Annotated in this window: 30 protein-coding genes, 1 tRNA gene and 2 pseudogenes; 7 read left to right on the top strand and 26 right to left on the bottom strand. The window is 40.0% G+C overall.

Annotated features, from left to right (window positions below):
- Positions 1–193 precede the first annotated feature (193 nt).
- The 6 genes from V6Z54_RS13540 to V6Z54_RS13515 form a co-directional block, all read right to left on the bottom strand.
- Positions 194–613, bottom strand: a complete 420-nt coding sequence (locus V6Z54_RS13540) for a YkvA family protein (RefSeq protein WP_034279788.1) — start codon at positions 611–613, stop codon at positions 194–196.
- Between the two features lie 95 nt (positions 614–708).
- Positions 709–1,875, bottom strand: coding sequence for a D-alanyl-lipoteichoic acid biosynthesis protein DltD (dltD, locus tag V6Z54_RS13535; RefSeq protein ID WP_039180447.1), 1,167 nt, complete (start codon positions 1,873–1,875; stop codon positions 709–711).
- Complete coding sequence (gene dltC, locus V6Z54_RS13530) at positions 1,875–2,111, bottom strand: D-alanine--poly(phosphoribitol) ligase subunit 2 (RefSeq protein WP_024423191.1); 237 nt, start codon at positions 2,109–2,111, stop codon at positions 1,875–1,877. The genes dltD and dltC overlap by 1 nt, the downstream gene beginning before the upstream one ends.
- A gap of 21 nt (positions 2,112–2,132) precedes the next feature.
- Entirely contained in the window at positions 2,133–3,317 is a 1,185-nt protein-coding gene (gene dltB, locus V6Z54_RS13525) for a D-alanyl-lipoteichoic acid biosynthesis protein DltB (protein ID WP_338527419.1), read from the bottom strand.
- Positions 3,314–4,819, bottom strand: coding sequence for a D-alanine--poly(phosphoribitol) ligase subunit DltA (dltA, locus tag V6Z54_RS13520; protein ID WP_338527418.1), 1,506 nt, complete (start codon positions 4,817–4,819; stop codon positions 3,314–3,316). The genes dltB and dltA overlap by 4 nt, the downstream gene beginning before the upstream one ends.
- A gap of 14 nt (positions 4,820–4,833) precedes the next feature.
- A complete protein-coding gene (locus V6Z54_RS13515; protein WP_024427820.1) occupies positions 4,834–4,983 on the bottom strand; it encodes a teichoic acid D-Ala incorporation-associated protein DltX in 150 nt (49 codons plus the stop codon).
- 332 nt (positions 4,984–5,315) lie between these two features.
- On the opposite strand from V6Z54_RS13515, the gene V6Z54_RS13510 reads away from it, so the two are divergent.
- Positions 5,316–5,711 (top strand): VOC family protein, encoded by a 396-nt coding sequence (locus V6Z54_RS13510; protein ID WP_338527417.1) that lies wholly within the window; start codon positions 5,316–5,318, stop codon positions 5,709–5,711.
- Between the two features lie 228 nt (positions 5,712–5,939).
- Here V6Z54_RS13510 and V6Z54_RS13505 read toward each other — a convergent pair whose 3' ends face one another.
- Positions 5,940–6,119 carry a hypothetical protein gene (locus tag V6Z54_RS13505; protein ID WP_338527416.1) on the bottom strand — a complete coding sequence of 60 codons (180 nt, stop codon included), beginning with the start codon at positions 6,117–6,119 and terminating at the stop codon, positions 5,940–5,942.
- Between the two features lie 192 nt (positions 6,120–6,311).
- On the opposite strand from V6Z54_RS13505, the gene V6Z54_RS13500 reads away from it, so the two are divergent.
- The 3 genes from V6Z54_RS13500 (at position 6,312) to V6Z54_RS13490 (ending at position 8,502) form a co-directional block, all read left to right on the top strand.
- Positions 6,312–6,500: a hypothetical protein gene (locus tag V6Z54_RS13500; RefSeq protein WP_087977650.1), complete on the top strand. Its 189-nt coding sequence runs from the start codon at positions 6,312–6,314 to the stop codon at positions 6,498–6,500.
- A 94-nt stretch (positions 6,501–6,594) separates the two neighbouring features.
- Positions 6,595–8,142 (top strand): T7SS effector LXG polymorphic toxin, encoded by a 1,548-nt coding sequence (locus V6Z54_RS13495; protein ID WP_338527415.1) that lies wholly within the window; start codon positions 6,595–6,597, stop codon positions 8,140–8,142.
- Between the two features lie 21 nt (positions 8,143–8,163).
- A complete protein-coding gene (locus tag V6Z54_RS13490; RefSeq protein WP_338527414.1) occupies positions 8,164–8,502 on the top strand; it encodes a hypothetical protein in 339 nt (112 codons plus the stop codon).
- Between the two features lie 396 nt (positions 8,503–8,898).
- Here V6Z54_RS13490 and V6Z54_RS13485 read toward each other — a convergent pair.
- The 5 genes and pseudogenes from V6Z54_RS13485 to V6Z54_RS13465 form a co-directional block, all read right to left on the bottom strand.
- A pseudogene (locus V6Z54_RS13485) lies at positions 8,899–9,169 on the bottom strand (hypothetical protein).
- Positions 9,170–9,219: 50 nt separating this feature from the next.
- Positions 9,220–9,783 carry a hypothetical protein gene (locus tag V6Z54_RS13480; protein ID WP_056768059.1) on the bottom strand — a complete coding sequence of 188 codons (564 nt, stop codon included), beginning with the start codon at positions 9,781–9,783 and terminating at the stop codon, positions 9,220–9,222.
- A 67-nt stretch (positions 9,784–9,850) separates the two neighbouring features.
- The gene (locus V6Z54_RS13475; protein WP_056768062.1) at positions 9,851–10,450 is read right to left on the bottom strand and encodes a hypothetical protein; all 600 of its coding nucleotides are present in this window, start codon (positions 10,448–10,450) and stop codon (positions 9,851–9,853) included.
- Between the two features lie 201 nt (positions 10,451–10,651).
- Positions 10,652–11,503, bottom strand: coding sequence for a DUF2971 domain-containing protein (locus V6Z54_RS13470; RefSeq protein ID WP_056768065.1), 852 nt, complete (start codon positions 11,501–11,503; stop codon positions 10,652–10,654).
- A 261-nt stretch (positions 11,504–11,764) separates the two neighbouring features.
- Positions 11,765–12,303: pseudogene (locus V6Z54_RS13465) on the bottom strand (tyrosine-type recombinase/integrase).
- A gap of 179 nt (positions 12,304–12,482) precedes the next feature.
- Here V6Z54_RS13465 and V6Z54_RS13460 point away from each other — a divergent pair.
- Complete coding sequence (locus tag V6Z54_RS13460) at positions 12,483–13,463, top strand: SDR family oxidoreductase (protein WP_305960875.1); 981 nt, start codon at positions 12,483–12,485, stop codon at positions 13,461–13,463.
- A gap of 18 nt (positions 13,464–13,481) precedes the next feature.
- On the top strand, positions 13,482–13,646 hold the full coding sequence (locus V6Z54_RS13455; protein WP_305960876.1) for a hypothetical protein: 165 nt from the start codon (positions 13,482–13,484) through the stop codon (positions 13,644–13,646).
- 257 nt (positions 13,647–13,903) lie between these two features.
- Here the strand turns inward: V6Z54_RS13455 and V6Z54_RS13450 are convergent.
- The 10 genes from V6Z54_RS13450 to V6Z54_RS13405 form a co-directional block, all read right to left on the bottom strand.
- A tRNA-Arg gene (locus V6Z54_RS13450) sits at positions 13,904–13,977 on the bottom strand.
- Between the two features lie 120 nt (positions 13,978–14,097).
- Positions 14,098–14,622 (bottom strand): metallophosphoesterase, encoded by a 525-nt coding sequence (locus tag V6Z54_RS13445; RefSeq protein ID WP_039180464.1) that lies wholly within the window; start codon positions 14,620–14,622, stop codon positions 14,098–14,100.
- A gap of 15 nt (positions 14,623–14,637) precedes the next feature.
- Positions 14,638–15,240, bottom strand: coding sequence for an XTP/dITP diphosphatase (locus V6Z54_RS13440; RefSeq protein WP_162860205.1), 603 nt, complete (start codon positions 15,238–15,240; stop codon positions 14,638–14,640).
- A gap of 10 nt (positions 15,241–15,250) precedes the next feature.
- A complete protein-coding gene (rph, locus tag V6Z54_RS13435; RefSeq protein WP_024427165.1) occupies positions 15,251–15,979 on the bottom strand; it encodes a ribonuclease PH in 729 nt (242 codons plus the stop codon).
- Between the two features lie 151 nt (positions 15,980–16,130).
- Positions 16,131–17,192, bottom strand: coding sequence for a GerMN domain-containing protein (locus V6Z54_RS13430; protein ID WP_075611734.1), 1,062 nt, complete (start codon positions 17,190–17,192; stop codon positions 16,131–16,133).
- Between the two features lie 100 nt (positions 17,193–17,292).
- On the bottom strand, positions 17,293–18,111 hold the full coding sequence (gene racE, locus V6Z54_RS13425; RefSeq protein ID WP_126681500.1) for a glutamate racemase: 819 nt from the start codon (positions 18,109–18,111) through the stop codon (positions 17,293–17,295).
- A gap of 7 nt (positions 18,112–18,118) precedes the next feature.
- On the bottom strand, positions 18,119–18,559 hold the full coding sequence (locus V6Z54_RS13420) for a MarR family transcriptional regulator (protein WP_338527413.1): 441 nt from the start codon (positions 18,557–18,559) through the stop codon (positions 18,119–18,121).
- A gap of 149 nt (positions 18,560–18,708) precedes the next feature.
- Positions 18,709–18,933 carry a spore germination transcription factor GerE gene (gene gerE, locus V6Z54_RS13415; RefSeq protein WP_003184172.1) on the bottom strand — a complete coding sequence of 75 codons (225 nt, stop codon included), beginning with the start codon at positions 18,931–18,933 and terminating at the stop codon, positions 18,709–18,711.
- A 205-nt stretch (positions 18,934–19,138) separates the two neighbouring features.
- Positions 19,139–20,455, bottom strand: coding sequence for a citrate:proton symporter (locus V6Z54_RS13410; protein ID WP_039183245.1), 1,317 nt, complete (start codon positions 20,453–20,455; stop codon positions 19,139–19,141).
- A gap of 153 nt (positions 20,456–20,608) precedes the next feature.
- Positions 20,609–21,469 (bottom strand): LysR family transcriptional regulator, encoded by an 861-nt coding sequence (locus V6Z54_RS13405; RefSeq protein ID WP_024423208.1) that lies wholly within the window; start codon positions 21,467–21,469, stop codon positions 20,609–20,611.
- Between the two features lie 135 nt (positions 21,470–21,604).
- Between V6Z54_RS13405 and V6Z54_RS13400 the strand changes: the two genes are divergently transcribed.
- The gene (locus V6Z54_RS13400; protein WP_269103199.1) at positions 21,605–22,735 is read left to right on the top strand and encodes a PrpF domain-containing protein; all 1,131 of its coding nucleotides are present in this window, start codon (positions 21,605–21,607) and stop codon (positions 22,733–22,735) included.
- A 226-nt stretch (positions 22,736–22,961) separates the two neighbouring features.
- Here V6Z54_RS13400 and V6Z54_RS13395 read toward each other — a convergent pair whose 3' ends face one another.
- The 4 genes from V6Z54_RS13395 to sdhA form a co-directional block, all read right to left on the bottom strand.
- Positions 22,962–23,681: a biotin--[acetyl-CoA-carboxylase] ligase gene (locus tag V6Z54_RS13395; protein ID WP_338527412.1), complete on the bottom strand. Its 720-nt coding sequence runs from the start codon at positions 23,679–23,681 to the stop codon at positions 22,962–22,964.
- A 79-nt stretch (positions 23,682–23,760) separates the two neighbouring features.
- Complete coding sequence (locus V6Z54_RS13390; protein WP_039180479.1) at positions 23,761–24,222, bottom strand: thioesterase family protein; 462 nt, start codon at positions 24,220–24,222, stop codon at positions 23,761–23,763.
- Positions 24,223–24,343: 121 nt separating this feature from the next.
- On the bottom strand, positions 24,344–25,108 hold the full coding sequence (sdhB, locus tag V6Z54_RS13385; RefSeq protein ID WP_111292405.1) for a succinate dehydrogenase iron-sulfur subunit: 765 nt from the start codon (positions 25,106–25,108) through the stop codon (positions 24,344–24,346).
- Position 25,109: 1 nt separating this feature from the next.
- Positions 25,110–26,870 carry a succinate dehydrogenase flavoprotein subunit gene (sdhA, locus tag V6Z54_RS13380; protein WP_048239041.1) on the bottom strand — a complete coding sequence of 587 codons (1,761 nt, stop codon included), beginning with the start codon at positions 26,868–26,870 and terminating at the stop codon, positions 25,110–25,112.
- Positions 26,871–26,876 lie beyond the last annotated feature (6 nt).

The raw sequence follows: 26,876 nt of genomic DNA, 5'->3' as shown, positions 1-26,876 counted from the left end.
ACAAAGGGCTAAAATGATTTTCATTTTAGCCCTTTGTCTTCTTTTCAGCGTGATAGAAAACCTTTGCAGTCTAGAAAGGACGAGCACCGGAGCGGAGCGAATTGAAACATTCGTGAGCACTGGAGCGCAGACCTGCGGGCGAATGCGAGGGTTTGTCTACACGCTAAAGCCTCCAATAACGGAGGCTTTTTCTTTATGCAGACGGCATACCGCCATCCTCAAGCTTTTGATCAATTAAAGACGTATCGGTTTTTTCGCCGAACCATTTTGACAGCCTGTCTTTTGCTTTCCCTTTCACATCATCATCAATGTACATTGCTACTTGCAGCAAAGCAAATGTAATGGCTCCTAAATCATCTGTATAGCCGACACCAATTAATGTATCCGGAATGAGATCAAGCGGAAGGATAAAATAGCCGAGTGCTCCAATAATCAAGGTCTTTGCTTTAACCGGCACTTCGGGTTTTTGCAATGTATAGTAAAGTAATAGCACAGCATAGACAAGAGAGACACCAGCTTTTTGTGCCGTCTTTTTTAGCTTTTCCCAAAAGGCATGATCATTAAAATGCTTCTTCGAACGCTTTAATAGTTCTTTTTTCTCAGAACGATTCATCATATCGCCTCCATCTACAGCATAGCCCTTTTCCCTCAGTTATACAAGATATCCGCTGATTCGACAAACAAAAAGCAGCAGAAAGCTGCTGCATTCTACTGCTCTTTGTAAAACTTTTCAATTGCCTTATCGATGTAAACCCATCCTTTATAAGACACATGAATCGTATCTTTAAAGAAGTATGGATCGTACTCATGCTTAGTCAAATCTGCGACTTCATACCCATTATCTCGAATTTGACGATTGATTTTTTCATAATAACCTGTACGGCCTTCTTTAGGAAAACCAGTGTAATCATACCACTTTCCGTTGACAGGAATCGTTACAAACAAAGGCTTTGCCCCTGCCTGTTTTAAAATATCCAGCATGATTTGAAAATCTTTATATTCTGGTGATTCGGCATAAGAATGACCTTCACGGGAATCCTTCATCTTCTTCATGATCGGTTTCAGTTTACGGTCAAACAGTTTTTGATTAATATAAAACGGGTTGTCCCCTGCTCTTTCCGCACCAAAAATGCTCGCTTCTTTTTCAAGCTCAGCCCATGTTTTTCCTTTGACTGAAGGAGACGGTTGAAGCTTGCGCTCATGCCCCGATCCAATCGTATAGTACATGTCTTTCTTTTGAAGCATACCATAATACATTTTCGCAATTGGAGAAATAGCGCCATAAGCGAACTTGTTTCCAGATAGCTCTGCTTTAAAAAGCTCTGTGATCACCATGTCGTTTTTGACTGCTTTAAACTTCATGATTCTTTTGATGAGCTCTTTTTTCACAGTTGGATCAATTTCTTTATTATAGGCGAGATTCAGCGCTTGAAGCGCTGAATAGTTAGGGGCAAAGTGATTCTCGTCAGATCCCCATTTCACAAACCACTGCGGGGACACGATAAATACAAGCTTCTTCCCTTTTAATTCATCCATATGCGCTGCAAAGTTCATCGCATGAATTAATGATTGCGATCCACCTTTTCCAATAAGATAAGGTGTAAACCCTTGAGGATTCTCATGAAAGAAATTCGAAGGGTGATATGGATCAAAACGTGATAGTTCAGAAGATCCATAGATCGGCAAATAAGTTGGATCTTTTAGCATTTCATCTTGTAAATAAAGCCCTTGAAACATCCCTGGATCTAATTCTGTGGCTGACTTTTGTAATTTGTCTTTTGGGATCAGGTGTGAGAGCCATGCATTTGGTACAAGAAGAACACCAATGAATAGAACAGCCGCTAAAATAAGCGGCCCAAAAAAACGCTTTTTCATTACTTCATCTCTGCCAGCTGCTCAGCAATATGATTCGGCGTATCCCACACATCACGATCGAATTCTGTAATCGGAACAGTGATTCCGAGTTGACTTTCAATTGCCATAAGCAGTTCTACTGTACCAAATGAATCAAGAAGACCTTCTTCAAAAATCGCAATCTCTGGATTTTCTTTCACAACGTCGTCCTGACAAACCTCTGCAATAATACCGTATACTTGATTTTTAAATTCCATAATTTTCTACTCCCTTAATCATTAATGATGAAATGGTTTTCCTGAAAAAATATAAAATCCGAAACAAATCACATGGAATGTAATAATGATAGACACAACCATTGTGACCTTATTATCCGGCCACCACTTGTGCTTTTTATTCCATTTCTCAAATAAATTGTAACCGGACATAACAACTGCATGATATAGTCCGTAAATAATATATTGAAGGGCAAGACCATGCCAAGCACCCATCAATAGAAAGAGGACAAAGTACCCGATATTTGATACAGCCATACGGTTCTTAATCCACTTCTTTTTGGTCATAAAGAACACAAATCTCATAAACACGTAGTCTCTGAACCAGAAGGACAGGGACATGTGCCAGCGATTCCAGAAGTCTTTAATATTTCGGCTGATAAACGGTTTATTAAAGTTCTCTGGCGACTTAATGCCCATAATATAACTCACACCTACAGCAAATGCTGTATATCCAGCAAAGTCAAAGAACAAATACATGCTGTAAGCATACATATACGTTAACTGCTGAACAAAGTGACTGCTGCTAATATGATGGATATTCATCAGAATATACGTGTGTATCAAATATCCAATAATGAACTTATATAAGAAGCCAATGAAAATTTTATGAATACCGGCATACAGAAGATCACTGTATGCTTCCTTTTCAGGCGGCGTATCCATATCCTTTTCAAATCGGCGGTAACGGTCAATCGGACCTGATGAAATCGTCGGGAAAAAGACAATGAAATAGACCAAACGGTGAATCGGAATTTTCTTCTTAATTAAGCCGTCTCTTGTCTCAATAATTAACTGAACACCTTTAAATGTTAAGTACGAGATCCCCAAAAAGCTCAGCCAGTTCATTGGCGCCGGCTGGTGCGGCTGATGAGTTAAAAAGAATGGTAAAATCTTAGACAGCACAAGCGGCAAAATAGATGCCACCACTGCTGCATAGAAAACGGATGCCTGATTCGCCTTTAACCGGTATGCAAGGTACAGGCGGATGATTAAGACTTGCCACACCGTGAACAAGAAGAGCAGCAGTGCGCCATGTGCATCCTTTGAGAAAATAAGCGCGAGTGCCACAACTGTTGCAAACATATTGTAGCCCTGCATTCTTTTGCCACGAAGACCAAGAATGATGGTCGGCAAAAGAAGAATACCCATTAGAATGAAGAAAAAGAATGAACTAAACGGAATCATAGAAGAACCTCTTTCGCGATTCTCTTACGGTCAACCTTCCCGTTTGGCGTCATGTACAGCTGCTCAAGATAGACAAACTTTCTTGGAATCATGTACGCTGGCAGTGAATCCGCCATTTCTTTCTTAATCGCGCTTGTCAGCTGATACTCTTTTTCAAATGAATGAGCTGCTGGAACAATCGCTGCAATCAAGTACTCGACATGACCGTTTGGCTGGAATGGCACAATCACACAAGCATTGACATAGGTTGTCTCGCTCACATGATATTCAATTTCTTCAAGCTCCATCCGGTATCCATGAAGCTTAATTTGATAGTCGAGACGACCGTGGCACGTAATTAATCCATCCTGCGCTACACCTGCGTCACCTGTGCGGTAAGCAGGGCGTCCTTCGTATTCAAAGAACACTTTATCTGTTAGGGCTTGTTCACCTAAGTAGCCTCTCGTGACACTTGGCCCCACGATGACAATTTCACCTTTTTCACCATCAGGAAGTGTCTTGCCTTCTTCATCTAAAATGACGATATCTGTATCAGGTTTGGCATAGCCGACTGGTAAAGAATCGTGGTGATCAAGAATCGCCTGCGTGACTTCAATCGATGTGATCGCAACAGTTGCTTCAGTTGGACCATACGTATTAAAGACCTGCGCCTTTGGAAAACGCTCCAGAAGTGCACTTGCTACAGCTACAGGAAGCGCCTCACCGCAGAACAAGAAAACTTTCAGCTCTGGTAAAAGCTCCCCTGTAAAGGAAGGGTCCATTAAGCACATTTGCACAAAGGATGGTGTTGATGTCCACACTTCAACGTCAGATTGACCAAGTGCTGCAAACATATCCTTTGGCTTGTTGACGAGATCTTTTACTAAACAGTAAAGCGTGCCGCCTGATTGAAGCGCTGGATAGATATCCATCACTGATAAGTCAAAAGAAAATGGTGCTTGATTTAAGAATGTGCGTCCCTCATCAATTGGGAAATCGCGGCACATCCACTCTGTAAAGCTTTCTAAATTATTGGCTGTTACCTGAACGCCTTTCGGTTTTCCGGTACTGCCAGACGTATAAATAATGTAGAAAACATCATCTTGTTGAACCCACTGCGTGGCTGGCGGTGCTTCTTTTTCAAGTGCTAAAAGTGATGCCGCACTTTTCACTTCAATGTGTTCTTCTACATCTAATACATTCTGCTCATTTGCACAAATCAATAAACTGGCTTTTGAGCTTTCAATGATTGAGACGATGCGCTCGACAGGTATTGAGATGTCGACCGGAATATAAGGTCTGCCTGATTTCACACTGCCTAAGAAAGAAATCAGCATCTCTGGCTCCATATGACCGTAGACAATGACAGGTTCACTGCCAGCTGCGACCGCATCAATCGCACCAGCCATTTGGTCTGATAAATGCCAAAGCTCATCATATGTGATCGACGCCTGTTGAGAAACAAATGCTGGCTGTGTTGGTTTCGTTTGCTGGTATTCATGAATCGTGTGTAATAGTTTCATAGTTTAATCTCCAATTAAAAATCGTTGTAAATGAATGATCCCGTATTTGCTGTGTGGAATCCGTAAATAAAGAACAATAATAGCAAAATAAGTAAGTAAAAGCTTGTATATCCTATCCATTTTACAGACTTATTTTCTGATAGCTTTTTGAATAGCATATTGATAACCTCTTTTCTTTTGACACTTATAGAGACGCATGACTCATTCAAAGAGTTTCATATCAAACCATAAAATTTTTAAGAAATACTAAAAAAATGTCGAACCTTGGAACGTCTCTTTTGAGCAAAGCTGTCTTATTGTAACAAAGATTTAATACATTTGAAATAAAATCCGAGCTTAAATTTGCCTTAAAATTGCTGAAAGCTGTCGTGAAGCAGCATATTCTTCTTTAGATTTATTCATTAACAGCTAAACCATTAAATAGAGTTCCATATTCATCTGAATTAAGTTACATTAAGTCATATAATCATTAATCTTCTAAATGGGGGTTCATCTATTGTCAAAAGGACTGATTCATCACATTGAACTAAATGTTTCGAATTTAAAGAATTCGATTATTTTTTGGGGGTGGTTTTTAGAGGAGTTAGGCTACGAGCCGTATCAAAACTGGGAAAGCGGTCGAAGTTGGAAATTGGGAGAAACTTATATCGTTTTCGTACAAACGGAGGAACGATTTATGGACATACCCTATCATAGACGCAGGGCAGGTCTAAACCACCTGGCTTTTCATGCCAGTTCCCGGCAACAAGTAGATGATATGACTGAAAAGTTAAAAAGCATGGGTGTTAAAATTCTTTATACCGATACACACCCCTTCGCAGGCGGCGATAAACATTACGCTGTTTATTTTGAAGATCCTGATAGAATGAAAGTTGAATTGGTGGCACCTTAATTTAGTTTGACTAGAGAAATAAAAGAACCCATGATTTCATGGGTTTCTCGTATTGCATGATTAGAAAATCCGTCACAAGACAAACTGGTTCTTCGTTTTCATCTTATACACCTTACTTTTTTTAGTGGGAGAAAGAATATTCTCTCTTTTGAACGTTTACCGCTTTACAATGCCTTTTTCATTAGGGAGGTTAATTTAAAAATGCCCTTCCAATGGAGGGCGGTGCTATTAACTATTTTCTTTTGAGTATTTCTTAATCAATGCTTCGCTAATCCTGCTTACGATATAGATCGCAACCGCTATAATCAGCATCAACGGAAACATGCTTAAACGATCGTCTGCAACATATACCATGATCCCCACAATGCTAGCCACTACGATTGCCGTTAAAAGATGCTTCACCTCCATCTCACCCCTTTGTATAAATCATATACATTTTATTACACAAAAGGTTTAATTGAAATGATTTCCATAAAATCAGTAAGTTTCATTTGTCCGCTCTTAAAGTAGATTGCTATCCTCCTTATGTTGTTCGTACAATCTCCATATGTTAAAATCAACTAAAATATCTATTTAATGGATCAATCAGGAGGTCATTAAGTGTCACAGCAAAGCACGCCATCCAAAACGTTATTAATTACTTTACCCTGCGCTATTATTGCCCTTGTGATGATCTTAGGGAAAATTGATACACCTGTAACAAATGTTTTATTTTATCTTGTGGCTTTCAGTGTGATGGGTTTGGTTGTTTCAAGCTTAGTAAAAGACTACAGAAAAAAGAAAAATTAACTCCTCAACTTGGGATCTGTCGTTTATGCAGCTCCCTTTCTTTATGTGGACGCTTAATTGCTATGAGTACTAACAGAAAATAAAGGAGAACCGAATGAAAAACCTTGATGTCTTTGAGTTGAAGAATGGAATTGACCAAACGCTGAACAAGTTGAAGCAGCAATCACATAATGTGAAGTCCCTAGAAAAACAAATCAATCAAATCATCTCCTTAGATGGTGCATTAAAGGGAGAAGCTGGACAAGCGATAAAAGATTTTTATATGGAGTGTCACATTCCCTTTTTGCAATTCTTTCAGATCGTCATTGAAGAATACAGTGGTGCACTAAAAAAGACAAAACAGGCACTTCATGCTTTTGAATCAAACCCGAATGGTTTTATCTCTCAATCATTCATTGAACACGAGCTTGACCAAGGGTTAAAAAAAGCCGAACGGACTATTTCTGATATTGTATCCGATGTGAATCAAGCCCTCAGCAGGGTCAGCCATATTGAGCATTTGCCTCATGTAGACGAATCTACTTTCCAACAAAGCTATCAAAAAGCCTGGCTTGAGACGTCCAAAACCATCGGACTACTTCATGCATTTGACAGAGAACAAACAAGTGCTATAAATGAAACAAAAAGTTCCCTTCACACAATGAAACAATACATAGATACTTTAAGCAAGATGTTCACTGGCCCGAAAATTGAAATTACTAGTTATCAAAAAGGCTCTATCTTCAAAGATGGAAAAGAAGAAAAAATCAACAGTACCATCAGTGGAATGAATAAAAATATAGACTCCTCTAAAGAAAATCCAATGACAATCATGCTGAAGAAGCTGAAAGATAAAGAGCGATCAAATGTGGATACGATTTTAAATAGGAAACCGTTTAATAAAATCAATCAAAACGCCGTGTTCGTAAATGGAAAAGTATATAATACAAATGAAAAGATTGACTTCGCAAATGCCAAAACAGTTGAAGTTATTCGAGACGGAATGCTATATCGGTTACGAATATCGGATCAAAACAAAGTGAATATTGAAAGCATCACAAAGATTTCCGACTTGAAACAAACCTCAAACATCTTAAATACAGCGGTTGAATTTACAGGAATAAATGATGCCATTCGAGTCATCACAGGAAGAGACCCTGTAACAGGTGACAAAGCCGCTGACATGGACCGTTTAGTATCAAGCTTGTACATGATACCCGGAGCTAAAATCGCTAAAGTTGGAAAATACGTATTTAAAATAATGAAAGGAGAGAAAGTAGCCAAGAAGATTGTCAAAACACCTTCCTTCGGCAAACACTCCGTACCAAAAGGTCCGTATCGTGAAGTAAATGGTTTCCCGGCAAAAGTAAAACCAGGCGCTCAAGAGAAACATATTCCTGATGCACCTAACTATAAACAGGAGATAGCTAATGGTAAAACAAAGAGTATCTTCTTTGGAGATAATAAAAAAGCACAAAAATTGCTTGATAAACATGCAGGTACTGGTGATATGTTAAAAACAAAAAATAAAGAAAGAGTGGATTTTGGTCAAGTCATAGGAAAGCATTACAATACAGAGACCAATAAGTATGAAGAGACTACAAGAGGCATTATACATTATAGTAAAAACGGCGCTCACATCGTGCCTTCACAACCATCATAAATATGAGAAAAGAGGATTGACATGGAACCTGATTCTTTATTTAAAACATTATCAAAATACAAAAATAGAGACCTTACATTGGAATATGAAAATGGATTAAGGCTAATCGGTAGAACTGATACATTTTTTGAAACTGATAACGGTCTAGAAGATGATGACATCAATTATAAAGAATATTACGCTACAGTCTTTCAAGTAAATAAGATTTTATCTCCTCCCCTTAATAATGAAAAAGACAGTTTATATACTTGGTTAATTGAGGGAAACACTTTGTTTGAGATTTCTCTTTATGAAGATACACCACGTGCAGTTTATATGGCAAACGGTCAAAAAATATGGGAATTGGCCAATGATGAATAACTAAGAAAAGCCCCTCCACGTCGGAAGGGCTTTTCTTTTACTTCTGCTTTACTTCAACATACTTTAAAGTTGCTGTAATATAATGGACTGATTTCAGCTTTTACATTTTTGCCTCATTGATTAACTATCTATCAAGCGTGAATGCTTGACCCGACTTTACTTTTTTGTGCTTTGCTGTCCAAGGAGGCTTTTGTTCCTCTTCATTCGAATAGCATTATAAGCTTACTGATTTTCCTTTGCTACTTTCTGATTTCTGCGTTTGTATAGTAGGATGTGTACTCAGCTTTACACCTCGGATACACTAGTAGACGTTGTTTGATTCCACGTCCGATCTTCATAATCCTAGAACAGTATCTAATAATAAATGTTGTTCCGCATTGATCACATGTGCATTTTTTATAATCCATTTCCAAACCCTCCATCTTCTTTAGCGGTCTTCCTACTGTGACAGGACGCACACAGTGGCTGCCAATTAGAAGAAAGCCAGAACATTTTTTTATCTCCCTTATGCGGTTTGACGGCTGTTATATCCCCAGAGTGATGATGATTCACGGTGCAGATCGTATGAAAACTTCAATGTCTTATGCTGTTTGCAATATCCTTCAAGCGTTAGTTGAGGACATTCAGGTTCATTGCATGGTTTCAGCGATTCAATTCTCCTTTTCATATAAAAATAAAAAACCTTCCTAAAAGAAAGATTTTTACTCTATAAGTTTATTATCTGGTTAATTCCATATTTAATTTCTTAGCTTTTTCTGTATATATTTTTTTAACCTCTTTATCAGTCAAAACCTTTCCTTGTTGTATTTCTTTCTTAGTTCGGCTCCATTCAGATTTTATTATCACTTGCTGAAGTTTTTTAATTTCTCTTTGATAAAGCCCTGCTTCATCTTTATCAAGCTCCGATTTTGGAAATATTTGCAGCAAAGAATTAAGTTTGACACTAAGTTCATTCGCATATTCTTCTGTTGGATTGAGTAGTAGATCAATATCAATTTTTAATTTCCTTATTGTTGTGAGATTCTTTACGAAATCGTATTCTCCATCCCAACCATCTTTATCTCTAAGATATGAACTCCTTTTTAAAGAATATGTAAAAATCAAATCATTAATTTCTACAAAATTATCCCTCATCTTGTTAACCCAATCAATTCGTTGACGACTTATAGTATCGACTATAGAAGTCCTTCTTGCATGTTTATTTTGAATTATTATTGTTATAATACCTGTCACTATAGAAACAACACCGGCAATAATTGCAGCAGTTATGATTTCATTCATTTTATGCCCTCCATCTACTCTCAAATAAGATAAAATATATTTCATCTCTTTCATTCGAAAGAAATACTTATGTGATTTTAGTTTTTGTTTCTTGAATTAATTTACTATTAATTTGCTGTTGTACTACTTTATCATAATCTACTATACACTCTTCCAATAAAACCAAGGTCGCATATAACCTTCCAATGGATTTATGCCGTTTTATATAAATACAAGTCCAAAAAACCATCAGAACCAAAAAAGGCACAGCAGCACTTATTAACACATATTGAATTACAGGTTTAAAACTAGATAGAGAGTTAAACAACTCGTTAAAATTAATCTTTTTAATATCTTGACTGTCTAAATATTTACCAAAGATATTATTCATAAGTGACATAAAACTTGATACCATTGCCATTGATGCTGACATCATAACAGTTACCATAACAAGTATTATTGAAAAAGGCTGACTGTATAAAGATTGAGTGTCTTTCTCTACTTCTATAGAAGCTTCAATTCTTTTTAACATCCTGTTTAATTCATCTTTATCATGATCTAAAATAATGTCTTTTTGTAATTTAACATCTTCGTCCAAAGTTGTTTTTAATATTTTTTTGTACTTTTTTTTATAGCGACCTTTTAAATATTTTGTAACATCTTTAGATTCTCCAAGTTTCCTAGTCATATATGATCACCTCAGATGATATATCGACCTGTCTTGTGAAAATTTTATTATTCGCAAATTTTGTCGAACGAAAAAACGACCTCTGCAATGGAAGCCGCTCTCAATTTATCACCTAATACAATCATAACCGCTCTCAGACAAAAGGCTATGCCAAAAGTGTGCCATTTTAATGCCTAAAGAATATTAAGGCCTTCTATTTCTTTAATACCTGTATGGAATCTTGGATCGGTTAATCTCTATAGTCTCCACATTAAATTTGTTTAATGTTAAAAAACTCTTTAATCCTTCTTCTGATATATCCATTTTGTTTTTCGGACCTATAGTTATTCCTTTGACATTATTCTTATTAAATTTCATTTTTATATAAGGGATGAAGGTTCCATTCGAGACTCTGCATTCATAATCGTGTTCATTCTCAGTATTTTGGATAAGCACTATTCTATACTCTTCCTCTTGTTGAAAACTCGAATTTTTAAAAAAGGAGGCAAGTAATTGCAAAGAAGTATGTACCACTTTTACTTCACTTACAAGTTCTTCGTAATTCGGTTTACTTTTACTAAATGCTGCAACGCAATAATCAGCTAATTCATTTAATGCTTCATAATGTATTTCTTCTTCATATATAACTTTTGATTTAAAAACACTTGAATTTAAAGAATCTCCTATTTCTTCAAGTGTTTCAAAATCAAATGAAATGTTATAACCATCATCTTGTGAATAATTTGACCATAATAAGTTAGAATCTTTGTTTATAGATAATGATAGAACATAAGTAGGAAATTCCGTCATGTCCAAAGCTATTGTCAAAGTATCCATTATCAAGTCTTTCATTTTATTATCTTTTAATTTCTCCTCAATCAAATTAAACAGGATTTTTTCTGTATACTTACGTTCCGTTTTATCATTTAAAAAATCTGCATTGGATACCCATAGTTCCTTATGCTTCATTATACCTTCTAAACCATAAACGTTCGTATAATGATATAAAATAGGAGAATCTTCAAGTAAATCAAGGTATTTAGTAATTATGTTCCATCTATTTGTTCTTTCCATAATATTCATTCCCTTTTTATTTTTATATCGACACTAAGTGTTTTTTATTAAAAGAAAATATTATCTTATTTCTTACAATTATTCACACAATCCACCAATTAACCATATCTATTATTGTGTCTAACTCAGGGGAATCGTTGAATCCTTTGTCCCTCTTGCTTTTCAGCCAATTCTTTAAAATGGGTTGGACATTTTCTCATTATGGTTAGTTGATGAAAAAGAGCGCAAAAAAAGACCCACCTGTCATTTAAACAGATGAGCCTATAAGCAAAAATCGTCCATTGTTCTATCCATTGTGTCTTGTGTGATCCCGATATATCTCAATGTAATATCTGGTCTTGAGTGGTTGAATATTTCTTACAGCAAAGCCAAACCCTTGAACTTCTTATAATGCCAGTATCCAAATGTTTTCCTTAATGTATGTGTACCTATGCTATCAAGCCCGACATACTCCGCTGCCTCTCTCAAAATGTTGTATGCACTGCTGCGGCTGATAGGCTTGTTTAGCCCCTCTCTACTTCTAAATACATACTCTTGATCATCACGTTCTTTAATATATTGATCTAGTGCTTTCCTAAGTGTCTTGTTTATCTTGATTTTTTTTCTTTGCCTGTCTTCTTCTCCCTTAAAGACACATATTGTTTCTTAACGTCTTTGACACGTAATTGAAGAAGATCAGATATTCTCAAGCCTAGATTGATCCCGGCCACAAAAAGCAGCAGATTTCGTTTGTTCCGCTCTTTAAGATATTTTTTAATGTAGTGATCTAGGATTAAGGAAAAGAGTGTGATAGTTGACATAATACGTTATATTACTTGTTTTCGAACGCGTTCAAATATCTAGAAATACCAACCTACTCATGAAAGTTTACTGAAACTCTTCAAATAACTCCTTCACAAGTTTATTCATTATTAAAACTTGGATTAGCAGTAAACAACATAAACATTTAAAGGGAATGTGTACAATTGGAGGGAGTTAAATGACACAAGAATCTGATGAGCGTAAGTTGCAACAAATAAAACAAATGCAACAGATGTTTCTAGAGAAAATGAAAACTCAACCTTATCCCATGTACCCTAATTACGGAAAAATCACACGCTATGAAGAAATCCCGATTAATTTACCTGAACAACGTCAACTTCGTCATCCGGGTGTAGAAGGTTTAATGGTACCACTTCCAATTATTGAAAATACAAATTACAAAGGGAGTGGTAAGTTAGCGGGAAAAGTTGCTCTTATTACAGGAGGGGATAGTGGTATTGGTGCAGCAGTAGCCATTGCCTTCGCAAAGGAAAGTGCTGACGTTGCGATTGCATACTTAGATGAACACGAAGATGCTAATAGAACAAAAGCAAGAATCGAAGAACTCGGGCAACGTTGTTTATTGATGCCAGGAGACTTGCGAGATAAAAGGCAATGTATCACCATTGTAGAGAAAACAGTAAAAACCTTCGGGCGTCTAGATGTTCTATGTAACCACGTTGGTATCCAATTTCAACAACCAGGCCTTCTTGACATTACAGACGAACAATTCGATGACACCTTTAAAGTCAACATATACTCACATTTTTACACAACCAGAGCAGCGCTTCCTTACTTAAAACCAGGCAGTTCTATTATCGGTACTTCTTCAGTCGTAACGTATGTAGGCGAGCAACAAATGATTGATTATACAGCCACAAAAGGTGCAATTGTTGGTTGGACACGTGCTTTGGCTAAAAATGTTGTAAAACAAGGAATTCGTGTAAACGCCGTTGCTCCAGGTCGAATCTGGACGCCACTCATTGCAGCAAGCTTCTCGTCAGACCAAGTGGCTGTATATGGAGCATTTAACCCAATGGAACGAGTTGCCCATCCATTTGAACTCGCACCAACATTTGTTTATCTAGCTTCTGATGATTCACGTTTTGTTACAGGTCAAGTGTTGCATGTTGACGGTGGGGAATCCACACATTCCTAATATAAGGAGGTCATTAGATTGAGATATGAATTTAATCCAGAAGTAGAGTTATTACTTGTGAACCATTCAATGGAAAAAGTCACCATGGTTTATATGGAGCATTCATGGCCAATGTCTGAAATTGGACGTAGGCCGCCTTATTATTGCTACCCAAATTATGAACTGAATTATCCAATCATTTAAATAAATCGCAGTTATTCAGGAACGGTTAGGACATACAAAAATGGATATAACTATGTCAATTTACGCCCATGTCATCGAAGAAGCTGATCAAAAATCAGCCACCCATTTTGATAGCTTCTTCGATACAAAAACAGGGAACGGAAATACTTAAAAATAAATCCACTCCCTCTTTTGAAGCGAGTTGCGAACTTATGTTCCAAAGAACAAAAAAGCCTGAAATCCTTGCTAATAAAGGGTTTCAGGCTTTTAATTTAGTACGTCCCAGGAGAGATTCGAACTCCCGACCGACGGCTTAGAAGGCCGTTGCTCTATCCTGCTGAGCTACTGGGACATGTTGTTATGTAGTGTGCTGTGGTGTATTACCTCAGCGACAAGATTTATTATATTACTATTGTTCTTTAAAGTCAACGGTTTTTCGAAAGTTTTTTCATAAGGGGCAAATGCTGCACCCTTATGAAATACCTTCCAATGTAACAGTGTTTTCGAGGTCTTGTATGACCTGACCTTCGTCGGTGAAAAACTGTACGTTTGCTTCGCTTCCATCTAGTGTCAGTATAGCATAGCTGCGCTCTTTTCGCACTCTTGGCAGGTGTACGCTGCCTGGGTTAATGAGGAGTTTTCCTCTTAGCAGTTCACTGCCCGGGATGTGCGAGTGACCAAAGCAGATAATGTCTGCGCCTAGCTCTTCTGCACGGTAGTAGACTTGAAGTAAGGATTGTTTGATGCCATGCAGATGTCCGTGAGTGAGAAATAGTTTTCCGCCTCCATCAAGTGGGAGCAGGAGCTCTTCTTCAAAATCGCCCATAAAGTCACAATTTCCTTTGACGACTTTGTATCCTTCGAGTGCTGGGTGGTTCGTTTCGAGTTCTGAATCTCCGCAGTGGATCATCATGTCGACTTCAGCCTCATGCCGTTTGGCAATGGTTTGAAGTTCATCTGTGAGTCCATGACTGTCACTAATAATGAGTATCTTCATGGCTTCATTCCCCCCTTATTCATTTGCGTCTAGCAGTGATGAAAGCTTTTGAAGCGCGACCGCTCGATGGCTGATCTTGTTTTTCTCCTCTGGTGATAACTCGGCCATCGTCTGGTCTTTGTCTTTGACAATGAAAATCGGGTCGTATCCGAAGCCATTTTCGCCGATTGGCTTTTCTGCGATGAAGCCTTCTACTGATCCTTCTACCGTTTTTGTTTCTTTTCCCGGTATGCTGACAGCAAGGGCACATCTGAATCTGGCTGTGCGGTCTTCTTTTTCAATGCCTTGAAGTTCGCTCAGCACTTTTTCCACATTCTCCGCATCGTCTTTATGCTCACCTGCGTATCTCGCTGAATACACGCCAGGTTTTCCGCCCAGATAATCAATGGACAGACCGGAATCGTCTGCAATGACCATTTCACCTGCTTTGGCTTGAATGGCCTCCGCTTTGATGATGGCATTTTCTTCGAAGGTTTGTCCTGTTTCTTCAATCTCTTCAGTAAAACCAATGTCTGCTAGTGTTTTGACCGTGAATCCTTTTGGCTCAAGAATGGCTTTGAATTCTTTCGCTTTGCCCGCATTGTGCGTTGCAATGATGGCTGTTTTCATCCTGATCAAACCCTTCTCTTTATTCGATGACTTCTCCTGTTACTGCTTTTTGCTTTTCGATTAATTCTTTGATGCCCTTTTCGGCTAAATCAAGCAGTCCGTTTAGCTGTTCTCTTGAGAATGTCGCTTCTTCACCTGTGCCTTGAAGTTCAACAAAACGGCCAGCGCCTGTCATGATGACATTCATATCTACTTCAGCAGAAGAATCTTCTTCATAGTTTAAATCTAACAGAAGACCTTGCTGAGAATCAATTCCGACGGATATCGCCGCTAAATAATCAGTAATCGGGTTTTCTTTGATGACTCCTTCAGCTCGTAGCTTTTGAATCGCGAGTGTCATGGCAACAAAAGCACCTGTGATCGACGCTGTGCGTGTACCGCCGTCTGCTTGAATGACATCACAATCAATCCAAATGGTGCGTTCGCCAAGCTTTTCTAAGTCAACGACTGCTCGGAGTGCTCGTCCAATTAAACGCTGAATCTCCATCGTACGTCCTGTGACTTTTCCTTTAGATGATTCTCTTATCGTTCTTTGTGCGGTTGCTCTTGGAAGCATGCTATATTCTGCTGTAATCCAGCCTTTTCCTTCTCCTCTTAAAAAAGGAGGTACGCGGTCTTCGATCGATGCGTTACAAATCACCTTCGTATTTCCCGCTGAGATTAAGACAGAGCCTTCTGGGTGCGTGATGTAGCCTGCCTCTATTTCAATTTTTCTCAATTCGTCATATTGTCTTTCATCTAATCTCATGTTTTACCTCCGTTACAATATACATTCCGCGCGTATGCCAGCGGGGTTCTCCTACTAACTTTGACAACCTCGGCTTGTTCTAACCGCTCGGAATAAAAAAGAGGCAGCGAATATGCATGCCTCTTTTTCTCCATTATATCAATGTGTGACGTTAAAAACTACCTGTATTCACTTGTTCTGGTCGTGAAACCGGCTTTGTAAGCTCTGCTCCTTTTTCGTTCACAAGCTCAGCCTTGCCGTTCACCTTAACAGATACGCTTTTGACGTCCGGAAGCTCGGTTAATGTGAGCACAATGCTATCAAGAACTTTTTGTGAAATCACCTTTTTCTTTTCATCCGCACTGCCAAAAATAGATTCGTTGAAATCAAGTGTCACATGGCCATCTTTTACTTTTGGTACATCATTCAGCTTCACATCTTGGTCAAAGTCTGTAAGCAGATGGCTTTTTTTGCTTGGCCCAGAGACGAGCTCATCAATCGCTGCTGTAATCGGATCATCCTCGTCTTTTGGTGCTCTTGTGGTGACCGGAACGTAGTACGTCTTTTCATCAGATTCAGCTAAATAGTAGACAGTAACAGGCTTTGTTGAAGTCATATCAGCGGCAGCCTCGTGCTGGATATTAATCCCGTCTTCTCTGCTTAAATCATCTGAGATGGGCGTACCGTTCACAGGCATTTCTTTTAGTTCATGTCCATTCATCTTCAATTTGACTTTGGCTATGGAATCAAACTGTGTTAACGTCCAAGTAACAGATTGCAGGATTCGCTGTTCGTCTTCTTTTTTATAGTTTTTAAATTCATTTGAAAAATCCACAATCGCCGTTCCATCTTTAATATCGACAGATACGCTCGTGTCCGCAGGTAACACTGCTCTGAAACCATTCGGCATTAAGTTAGAAATAGGTCCCCCGTCCACGAGATATTCAAGGGTTTGTTTGGCACTTCCTTCATTTTTCGGCAGCGGAATGGATTGAGATACGACATACCCGTTTTTATCAATTAAATATAATTCTCTCATGACTGTATCAGCCTGCTTCTCTTCTTTTCCTTCTTTGGCTGTTTGTTTGTCTTCTTTATTTTCTTTCACATATGTGACGTTTTGTGGTGGATCAATCTCTGTTTTCGCTTGGTCTGTTTGAAACAATCCGCATCCTGACAAAAGCATGGCTGACGCGATACACGTAACAGCTGCTGTAGATCCTTTTTTCAGCATACTTCACCCTCCTCTAGTAGTTTGTACTACTATGTATACGAGCTCCCTCGGAGGATTAGACCCTTTTCATAAAAAAATAACCCGCTTCAAGTAGAAGGGGTTATTGCTGGTAGATGTGTTCAAGTGACACGGTTTCGACCTTCCCTGGCAGGTAGCCAAACCAGTCACGAGCGATGTTTTGGAAATTTTGCTGCTGTCCTGTTGTGTAAAATGTATGGACAGGTGCTTCTTTAGAGGTATTTAACAGCCCTTTATATGAAAGAATCGTACTCGCTTCTCTCGCTGTCTCATCCCCTGATGAAATGATGCTGACATCACTGCCCATAAAGCGCTGAATCGGCTCTTTTAAAATCGGATAGTGTGTGCAGCCAAGAATAAGTGTATCAATTCCTGTTTCTTTCATTGGTTCAAGGGAGTCTTTCACCACTGCCTCTGCTGTCTGATCTAAAAACGTACCGCTTTCCACAAATGGGACAAGGAGCGGACACGCCAGGCTTTGAACCGTTAGACCTGCTTTTAGTGACAGCAGCGCTTCTTTGTATGCCTCACTTTTGATCGTATTGACTGTGCCAATAACGCCAATATGCTGATTGTTTGTCACCTTGATCGCTGTACGGGCGCCGGGCTGAATCACGCCAATGACCGGAATATCAAGCGTTGCTTTGATTTCGTCCAGTGCGATCGCCGTTGCTGTGTTGCACGCAATGACGAGCATTTTAATATGGTGGTGTTTTAATAAGTAGTGCGCCATTTCCCAAGTATATTGAAGAACTTCTTCTTCTTTACGAGGGCCATATGGACATCGTTTTGTATCGCCTACATAAATGATGTTTTCTTTTGGCAGTTGTCTCATGATTTCCTTTGCAACGGTTAAACCGCCGACGCCGGAATCAATGACGCCGATTGGTTGATCCAACAAAATCGCCTCATTTTCTCTTCATTTGCTGCTGTAGTTTCGTTAAGGATTGGTTGAAAACGATGGCTTCTTCTTCTGAGAAAGCCCCTAGAAGTTCATTGACGTATTCTTGGCGTTTAGCAATCACTTCTTGAATGATCCTCTCGCCTTCAGGCAATAAATGAATGCGAACCACACGGCGGTCAGATGGATCTTTCACCCGTTCGACAAGTTCACTTTTTTCCATTCTATCAATTAAATCAGTGGTTGTGCTGCAAGCCAAATACATCTTTTGTGACAGTTCACCTATTGTCATATCTCCGAATTCATAAAGCCACTGAAGCCCGATGAATTGTGGAGGTGTAATTGTATATTGATTCAGGATTTCTCTGCCTTTTTGCTTAATAATTGCAGCAATGTGGCGCAATGATTTTTCAATCTCTGCAACATGGCCAGACTCATTCGTTTCCATTTTATTGATACCTCACTATAGCATCTCACTTTGATTAAAACGTACATGTCTATTTTCCTCGTTTTTCAAAGAAAATGCAAGAAGAGACTCATGGAAACCATATAGAAATAACCGGTTCCTTCCCGATATGGAAGGAAAACCGGCTGACTTTAGAGCTCTAGCTCACCCATACGCAGAAGCTCGACTACGGCCTGTGAACGGCCTTTAACTCCTAGCTTTTGCATGGCATTCGAAATATGATTTCGAACAGTCTTTTCGCTAATAAAAAGCTCGCTTGCAATTTCTTTTGTTGTTTTATCTTGGACGAGCAATTCGAATACTTCTCTTTCTCTTTTGGTTAATAGCGGCTTGGATTGAAACTCTTTCTCCTTCAAGTATTGTAACCCTCCTTGCTAAGGTGAGAGCTCTAGTCTCTATAGAATGGGATTCTGTATAGTCGAGATATCATATGCCAGGGGCCTGAGGTAGGTGACGTTAAAATCAAGAAATCCCGCATATCAGCGTCCAATTTACTGCGCTTTCATCCACGCAAAAAAGGACGAGTCTCCTCCCGAGACATCGTCCTTTTTTACGTGGTATTTAAAAGATTGTAATGGCGCCTGTTAACAATGCAATAAGTGTTGTAAAAAGGGCAGTTAACACGGTCCATAGGAGTGCATATTTTTGTAAATCACCAATATCTTTGTTCAGCATTCCAACAAGCAGCAGCGTTGAAGCCACAAGCGGGCTCAGTAAGTGGACAGGCTGTCCTATGATAGAAGCACGCGCAATCTCCACCGGATCAATCCCGTAAGCTGCGCCGGCTTCAGCCAAGATCGGCAGCACACCGAAATAGTAAGCATCATTTGAAAGAATAAATGTAAATGGCATACTCGTCAAAGCAACAATCAGCGGGAAAAATGAGCTGTAGGAATCTGGAATCATATAAATGACCAAATTGGCAATGGCCTCAACCATCTTTGTTCCTGAAAAGATCCCAGTGAAAATTCCTGCTGCAAATACAAGTGTGATAACCGTTAATGCGTTACCTGCATGAGATAAAATTCGCTCGCGCTGATCTTCAACCTTTGGATAGTTAATCATAAGAGCGATGACAAATCCAATTAAGAAGAGTACAGGAATTGGGATGATATCCAGGACTAGTGTGACCATGACAGCAATTGTAAGGAAGAAGTTAATCCAAATCAGATTCGGCCTTTTGATATCGGCTACTCCATCCTCAATTGATGCAGCCAATTCAGGAGAAATGGACGGCTCTTCTTTGTACTGAATCTCTGCAATCCCAATCCGTTTTCTTTCTTTTTTTCCAAGTACGTAAGCAGTAAAAAGTATAAAAAGACCGCCTCCAACCATCGTTGGGAGTAATGGAATGAAAAATTCGCCTGCATCTAATCCAAGCGCCGCGATGGCACGAGTAGCTGGTCCGCCCCATGGCGTCATTCCGCTCATAATTCCTAATGATAATAATGAAATTGTTCCTAAAATTAATGGGTTCATCCCAATTCTTAAGAAAAGTGGCAGCATAGCTGATACGGTAATCATATACGTTGTTGTTCCATCACCATCTAATGCAACAAGCATAGACAAAATCGCTACCCCAAAAGCAATTTTGACAGGATCACCTTTTACAATACGTAGAATGAGTTTAATCAGAGGATCAAACAATCCAGCATCCAGCATGACACCGAAGAATAAAATCGCAAATAACAATAAAGCAGCTGATGGTGCAACAGTTTTCAGTCCATCAAGCATCATGTCCCCTAATCCTTTGTTAAAGCCACCGATCAATGCAAATATGATAGGTACAACGGTTAGAGCCACCACCGGATGCATACGTTTAGTCATAATGAGAAATGTAAATGTCAAGACCATCAAGATCCCTAAAATAGCTAGCACTTTATATCCCTCCATCCTCTTCTTCACATGATCTGCAAGCGCCCCCTTGCACTTGCGATCTATATGTTAGCGCTTTCTATTTCAAGGATATAATAGCTTTTTTTATAATGAAAATATCGATTTTTTCGTATATTCAATAAATTTATTTTATAATCAACCTTGCTGATTTCTTAAAAACTCAATGAACGCTTTCACAACAGACAAATGAAGTGAGTCTGGCTGGTACATGAGCCATGTATCTCTTAAAACAGGCTGTCCATCTTTATACGAAAGACCTTTTACAAATAACTCATCACTTGGTCTGAGGCAAATTTCTGGGACAATGGCATAGCCTAAACCATGCTTCACCATCTCTTTTGATGTATCCTGACGGTCTGTCTCCATCGTGACAAGCGGAGGCATTGTGAATGTTTCCTGCCACCATCTGTTAATCAGCCGTTTCAATGAACTGTCTGTATGATAGTCAATGAGCGGCAGATTCGGGAGATCCTTTAGCTGGATTTCTGATTTTGAAATGATGCAAAGACGCTCTTTATCGAGCAAAAAGCGCTCTCCATTCCAGTCATAATCGCCTCTTAAAATCCCTAAATGCACACTTGATGTTCCTAATAAATCCATTACCTTTGTGCTCCAGCCTGTGTTGACCATAAATTGAACATGTGGATACTGCTTAGAAAATTCTTTTAATATTTCTGGCAGTTTATACTGGGCAAAGTTACTTGAGACCCCTAACCGGATCGTTCCTTTGACCTTTTTTTGCATATTGAGCATGCCATCTTTTGTTTGCTGCAGCTGTTTGAGCATGTCATTTGCATATTTAGCCAAGTATTCGCCCTCTGATGTAAATTCAATTCCTCGTTTTCTTTTAAAGAAAAGCTTCATATCAAACTCCTCTTCAAGCTGTTTCAATCGATAGCTTAAGGCAGGCTGAGAGACAAATAATTTTTCTGCCGCTTTTGTGATGTTCTTTTCTTCATAAAGTACCTTTAAAAACCGCCAATCTTTTTCATCCATTGTTTACCCTCCTTTTTTACTAATTATAAAATATTTTTATTAATTTCTCTTAAAATAATGTATTTAACTTATTTCTTATTATACTTTACCATTTTGGTTAGATAAACAGTTTATTAAAAATTGAGGGTGAGAGTAATGAGAAAAGTTCCAATCACAATCATGCGAGGCGGTACAAGCAAAGGGGTATTCATTCACGCGAACAATGCACCATATGAACACGATGAGCTCGAAGCATTTCTATTAGACATTATGGGCAGCCCTGACCGGCTGCAGGTCGATGGAATAGGTGGCGGTAATTCTTTAACAAGCAAAGTGGCCATTATCGATAAAGCCACACGCCCGGATGTGGATGTGAACTATACATTTGCACAAGTCAGCATAAATGAGAGATATGTCGACTTTAAAGGAAACTGCGGGAACATCTCATCAGCCGTTGGGCCGTATGCCATCATTAAAGGACTTGTTCAAGCGGTTGAGCCCATTACGACTGTACGTATCCTCAATACCAATACAAATAAAGTCATTACGGCAGAGGTCGAGGTTGAAAATGGAGAAGTAAAATTTGAAGGACAGGCAGAAATTCCAGGCGTAAAAGGAACTGGGTCTCCCATTTATTTATCCTTCGAGAAACCTGAAGGCGCTGTCACAGGTAAAACCTTTCCGACTGGAAACAAAATTGATACGATTCAAACAAAGTTTGGGGAGATTCCAATCTCGATCGTTGACATTGCAAATCCAATTGCCTTTATTCGCGCGAAAGATATACAATTAAAAGGAACTGAATTGCCTGAAGAGTTTACAGACGAATTACTGGATGATTTAGAAGAAATTCGTTCCCTTGCTGCTGAAATGTGTCATTTTGCACCAAAAGAAATGGCCACATTACAGTCTCCAGCTGTTCCAAAGCTTGCGCTCATTAGTGAGCCTACTGACTATGTAGATACAAATGGCATCTTGAGACGAGCAGAAGATATGGACATTATCGTTCGTATGCTATCGATGCAACGACCGCACCAAGCACTTGCCATTACCGGCTCTGTCTGCGTGACAGCCAGCTGTTTCTTAGATGAAACGCTTCCTTCTCAGCTGTTTCAAGGAAAAGATGACACCCTTCGTATTGGGCATCCTGCTGGTATTATGCAAACTGAAATTGACATCTCTGAAAAAAGAGTCAAAGTTATTCGAACCGCAAGAGAAATTCTAGACGGAGTTGTCTTCACAAAACAAGACTATGTGGTTCAGCCTCAGATTAAAAGAGAAGCTTAAAGCAGACGAGAACATCGTCTGCTCAGATTGTTGACAAAGGGCTAAAATGATCTTGATTTTAGCCCTTTGTCTTCTTTTCAGCGTGATAGAAAACCTTTGCAGCCCTAGGAAGGACGAGCACAGAAGCGGAGCGAATGTGACATTCGTGAGCACCGGAGCGCAGACCTGCGGGCGAATGCGAGGGTTTGTCTACACGCTGAGCAGACGAGAACCTCGTCTGCTTTTTTTAATGCTGTAGCGGTGCATCTATATCTCCGGCAGAATGAGCTTTTATCTGCCCTTTTTCATCTTTTAGCTGGAGATGACCGTAACGGTTGACCCCGCAGCAAATGCCCTCTTCCCATGTTTGTTTTTCACGGTCTAACGAAATCCGCAGCGGTTTATGAAGACGATATAACCGTTTGTTGTAAAGGGCAGTGAGTGCTTCAAACCCTTCGTTCTTCCAGCGTGTATGATATTTTTCAAAAGCGGCTGCAAGTTCCTTCACAAGCTGATCGGCATTCACCTCTGTAAGCTCTGATAGGCAAATGGTTTTGTACGGAACATGCTCCGGCTTTGTCTTCACATTAATGCCAACTCCGATATAAATAGCGGTACGGTCCGCTTCAATCAATGTGCCTGATACCTTTGCTTCATTGATGAGAATATCGTTTGGCCATTTAATCGCCAGCTGATCCTCAGCCCTTATGAGAGATTTAAGTACATCGTAGATCGCTAGTGCGGTCAGCGGAGCAATCGTTGACTGGGTGGAGAGTTCTACTGGCGGCAAAACTGTCATGGTCACAGCGACATTTCCTGCAGGCGTTTCCCACGGCCTGCCCAGCCTGCCTCTTCCTGCTGTCTGCTGATGTGCATAGACAGCAAATGAAGGTTTTTCTCCTTGCTGAATGAGCCTTTTCGCTTCATTATTTGTACTATCGATGGTGTCATATTGAAAAATCTTCATGTGTTCTCCTTTTGTTTCTTCTTGATATGGTCTTTTTATTATAACAAAATGAAGCTTACACGTTGACGAGGCCTGCATACTACCCATTTCGCTGAGCTTGAAATGTCTCTTTTTCTTCCTCTGTAAATGGAACAGGAGCACCTGTTTCTTTATTAATTTGGACCATGGTGACTGAACCTGTAAAGCATGGTTCCTGCTGCTCGTTTTCTCCTAAATAATGAAGAATAAGTGAGCTTGACCCGACTTTTTCCGGCTTTACATACACACGAAGCCGCTCCCCTATCTCCACCTGTTTGATGTAATCACATTGCAGGTTTGCCACGACTGTAATCGTCTCTTTCACACGTTTCATTCGTTTATCCACAATTCCTGTTTTTTGAAAAAAGGCAATCCGTGCTTCTTCAAAATACACAAATGGGGTGACATTGTTCATATGGCCGAACATATCCGTTTCTGAAAAACGGACAGTCGTTTCGACATAAAATCGAAAGGATGCCCTCCACTCTTCAAACGGTTCCTCAATATATGACGGAAGTCTCACTTTATCATCTCCTTATTCATCAATAAACGCCTCTCCCATATTGGAAGAGGCGTTTACTCTGTGTTCCACCCAGCCTCTTGTAAACACTCATCATGATTGGCAAAGAGGACTGAATGTGCTGTTATTCTGCGTGATCGCTTCCGAAGAAGTTACGGAAAGCTTGTAATGTTGTATCTCGGTTAAGTGCTGCAATTGATGTTGTCAGCGGGATTCCTTTCGGACACGCCTGCACACAGTTTTGAGAGTTCCCGCAGTTCGCAAGACCGCCGTCACCCATAATTTCTTCTAGACGGTCTGACTTATTCATCGCACCTGTCGGATGTGCGTTAAATAGACGTACTTGCGAAAGCGGTGCAGGGCCCATAAAGGAAGACTTATCATTCACGTTTGGACAAGCTTCAAGGCAGACACCACATGTCATGCATTTTGAAAGCTCATACGCCCATTGACGTTTTTTCTCAGGCATTCTTGGTCCAGGTCCAAGATCATATGTGCCATCGATCGGCACCCATGCTTTTACTTTTTTCAAGGAGTTGAACATACGGCTTCTATCAACCTGCAAGTCTCTCACGACCGGGAATGTCTTCATCGGCTGGAGACGAATCGGCTGATCTAACTGATCAATTAGTGCTGTACATGACTGGCGCGGTGTGCCATTAATGACCATAGAACAAGCTCCGCACACCTCTTCAAGACAGTTCATATCCCAGTTGATCGCCGTGGTTTTTTCACCTTGTTTATTGACCGGGTTACGTCTAATTTCCATGAGTGCAGAAATGACGTTCATATTCGGACGGTAAGGGATTTCGAATTCCTCATCATAAGACTTTCCATCTGCTGTATCTTGACGTGTGATTATGAAATGAATTGTGTTTTTTTCACTCATCTTATTTCTCCACCTTTTTCTTCGAGTAATCTCGTTTACGAGGTGCAATTAACGATACATCGACGTCCTCATAGTGGAATGCAGGCTTTTGATTTTTCCCTTTGAACGTAGCCATCGTTGTTTTAAGGAATTCTTCATCGTTTCTTTCTGGGAATTCCGGTTTATAGTGTGCGCCTCGGCTTTCATTCCGGTTATATGCCCCGATCGTAATGACTCTTGCCAGCTGAAGCATGTTGTCAAGCTGACGCGTGAAGGCAGCGCCTTGGTTGCTCCATGATGCGGTATCGTTGATGTTGATTTTCTTGTAGCGCTCCATTAGTTCTTCGATCTTCTGATCTGTTTTTAAGAGTTTGTCATTGTAACGAACCACTGTAACGTTATCCGTCATCCATTCTCCAAGCTCTTTATGAAGCACGTATGCATTTTCTGTTCCGTCCATGCTGAGAATGTTATCCCATTTCTCCTGCTCTTTCTTCACGGCGCTGTCAAATGTTGCAGAAGATAGGTCTTCCGCAGATTTCTCAAGACCGCTAATGTACTTCACTGCATTTGGTCCAGCGACCATTCCGCCGTAAATCGCAGAAAGAAGTGAGTTTGCACCAAGTCTGTTTCCGCCGTGCATCGAGTAATCACATTCTCCGGCAGCGAATAGACCTTTGATATTCGTCATTTGATCATAATCGACCCATAATCCGCCCATTGAGTAATGAACAGCTGGGAAGATTTTCATCGGCAGCTTACGCGGGTCATCACCCATGAATTTTTCATAGATTTCAATGATTCCGCCAAGCTTAATATCAAGCTCTTTTGGATCTTTATGAGAAAGATCGAGATATACCATGTTCTCTCCGTTGATGCCAAGCTTTTGCTCGACACATACGTCAAAGATTTCACGCGTTGCGATGTCACGCGGTACAAGGTTCCCGTATGCTGGGTATTTTTCTTCAAGGAAGTACCAAGGCTTCCCGTCTTTATATGTCCAAACTCGTCCGCCCTCACCACGAGCTGATTCACTCATGAGACGAAGCTTGTCATCTCCTGGAATCGCTGTTGGGTGAATTTGAATGAATTCTCCATTTGCATAATGCGCACCTTGCTGATAGACGATGGATGCAGCAGATCCAGTGTTAATCATAGAGTTCGTTGATTTACCGAACACGATTCCAGGGCCGCCTGTTGCCATGATGACTGCATCTGAACGGAAGGATTCAATTTCCATTGTCGTCAAGTTCTGCGCGACAATCCCTCGGCATACTTCCTCGTCATCTAAAACAGCGCCAAGGAATTCCCAGCCTTCATATTTCGTGACAAGCCCTGCTACTTCATAGCGGCGAACCTGCTCATCCAGTGCGTATAATAGCTGCTGGCCTGTTGTAGCTCCAGCAAACGCTGTACGGTGGTGCTGTGTTCCCCCGAAGCGGCGGAAGTCCAATAATCCCTCTGGTGTTCTATTAAACATAACACCCATGCGATCAAGTAAGTGGATAATGGACGGCGCTGCTTCACACATTGCCTTTACTGGCGGCTGGTTGGCTAAGAAATCTCCGCCGTATACCGTGTCATCAAAATGCTCATAAGGTGAATCCCCTTCACCTTTTGTATTAACCGCTCCGTTGATTCCGCCCTGTGCACATACAGAATGCGAACGTTTCACTGGTACGATTGAAAATAGTTGAACAGCTGTTCCCGCTTCTGCTGCTTTAATAGTTGCCATGAGACCAGCTAAGCCGCCTCCGACAACGATGATGCTAGAATTACTCATTGTAGC

Source organism: Bacillus sp. MAG717A (assembly GCF_036884855.1).
Taxonomy (GTDB): Bacteria; Bacillota; Bacilli; order Bacillales; family Bacillaceae; genus Bacillus; species Bacillus safensis.
The sequence above is the reverse complement of the archived record's forward strand: the minus strand, read 5'-3'. Positions and strand labels throughout refer to the sequence as shown.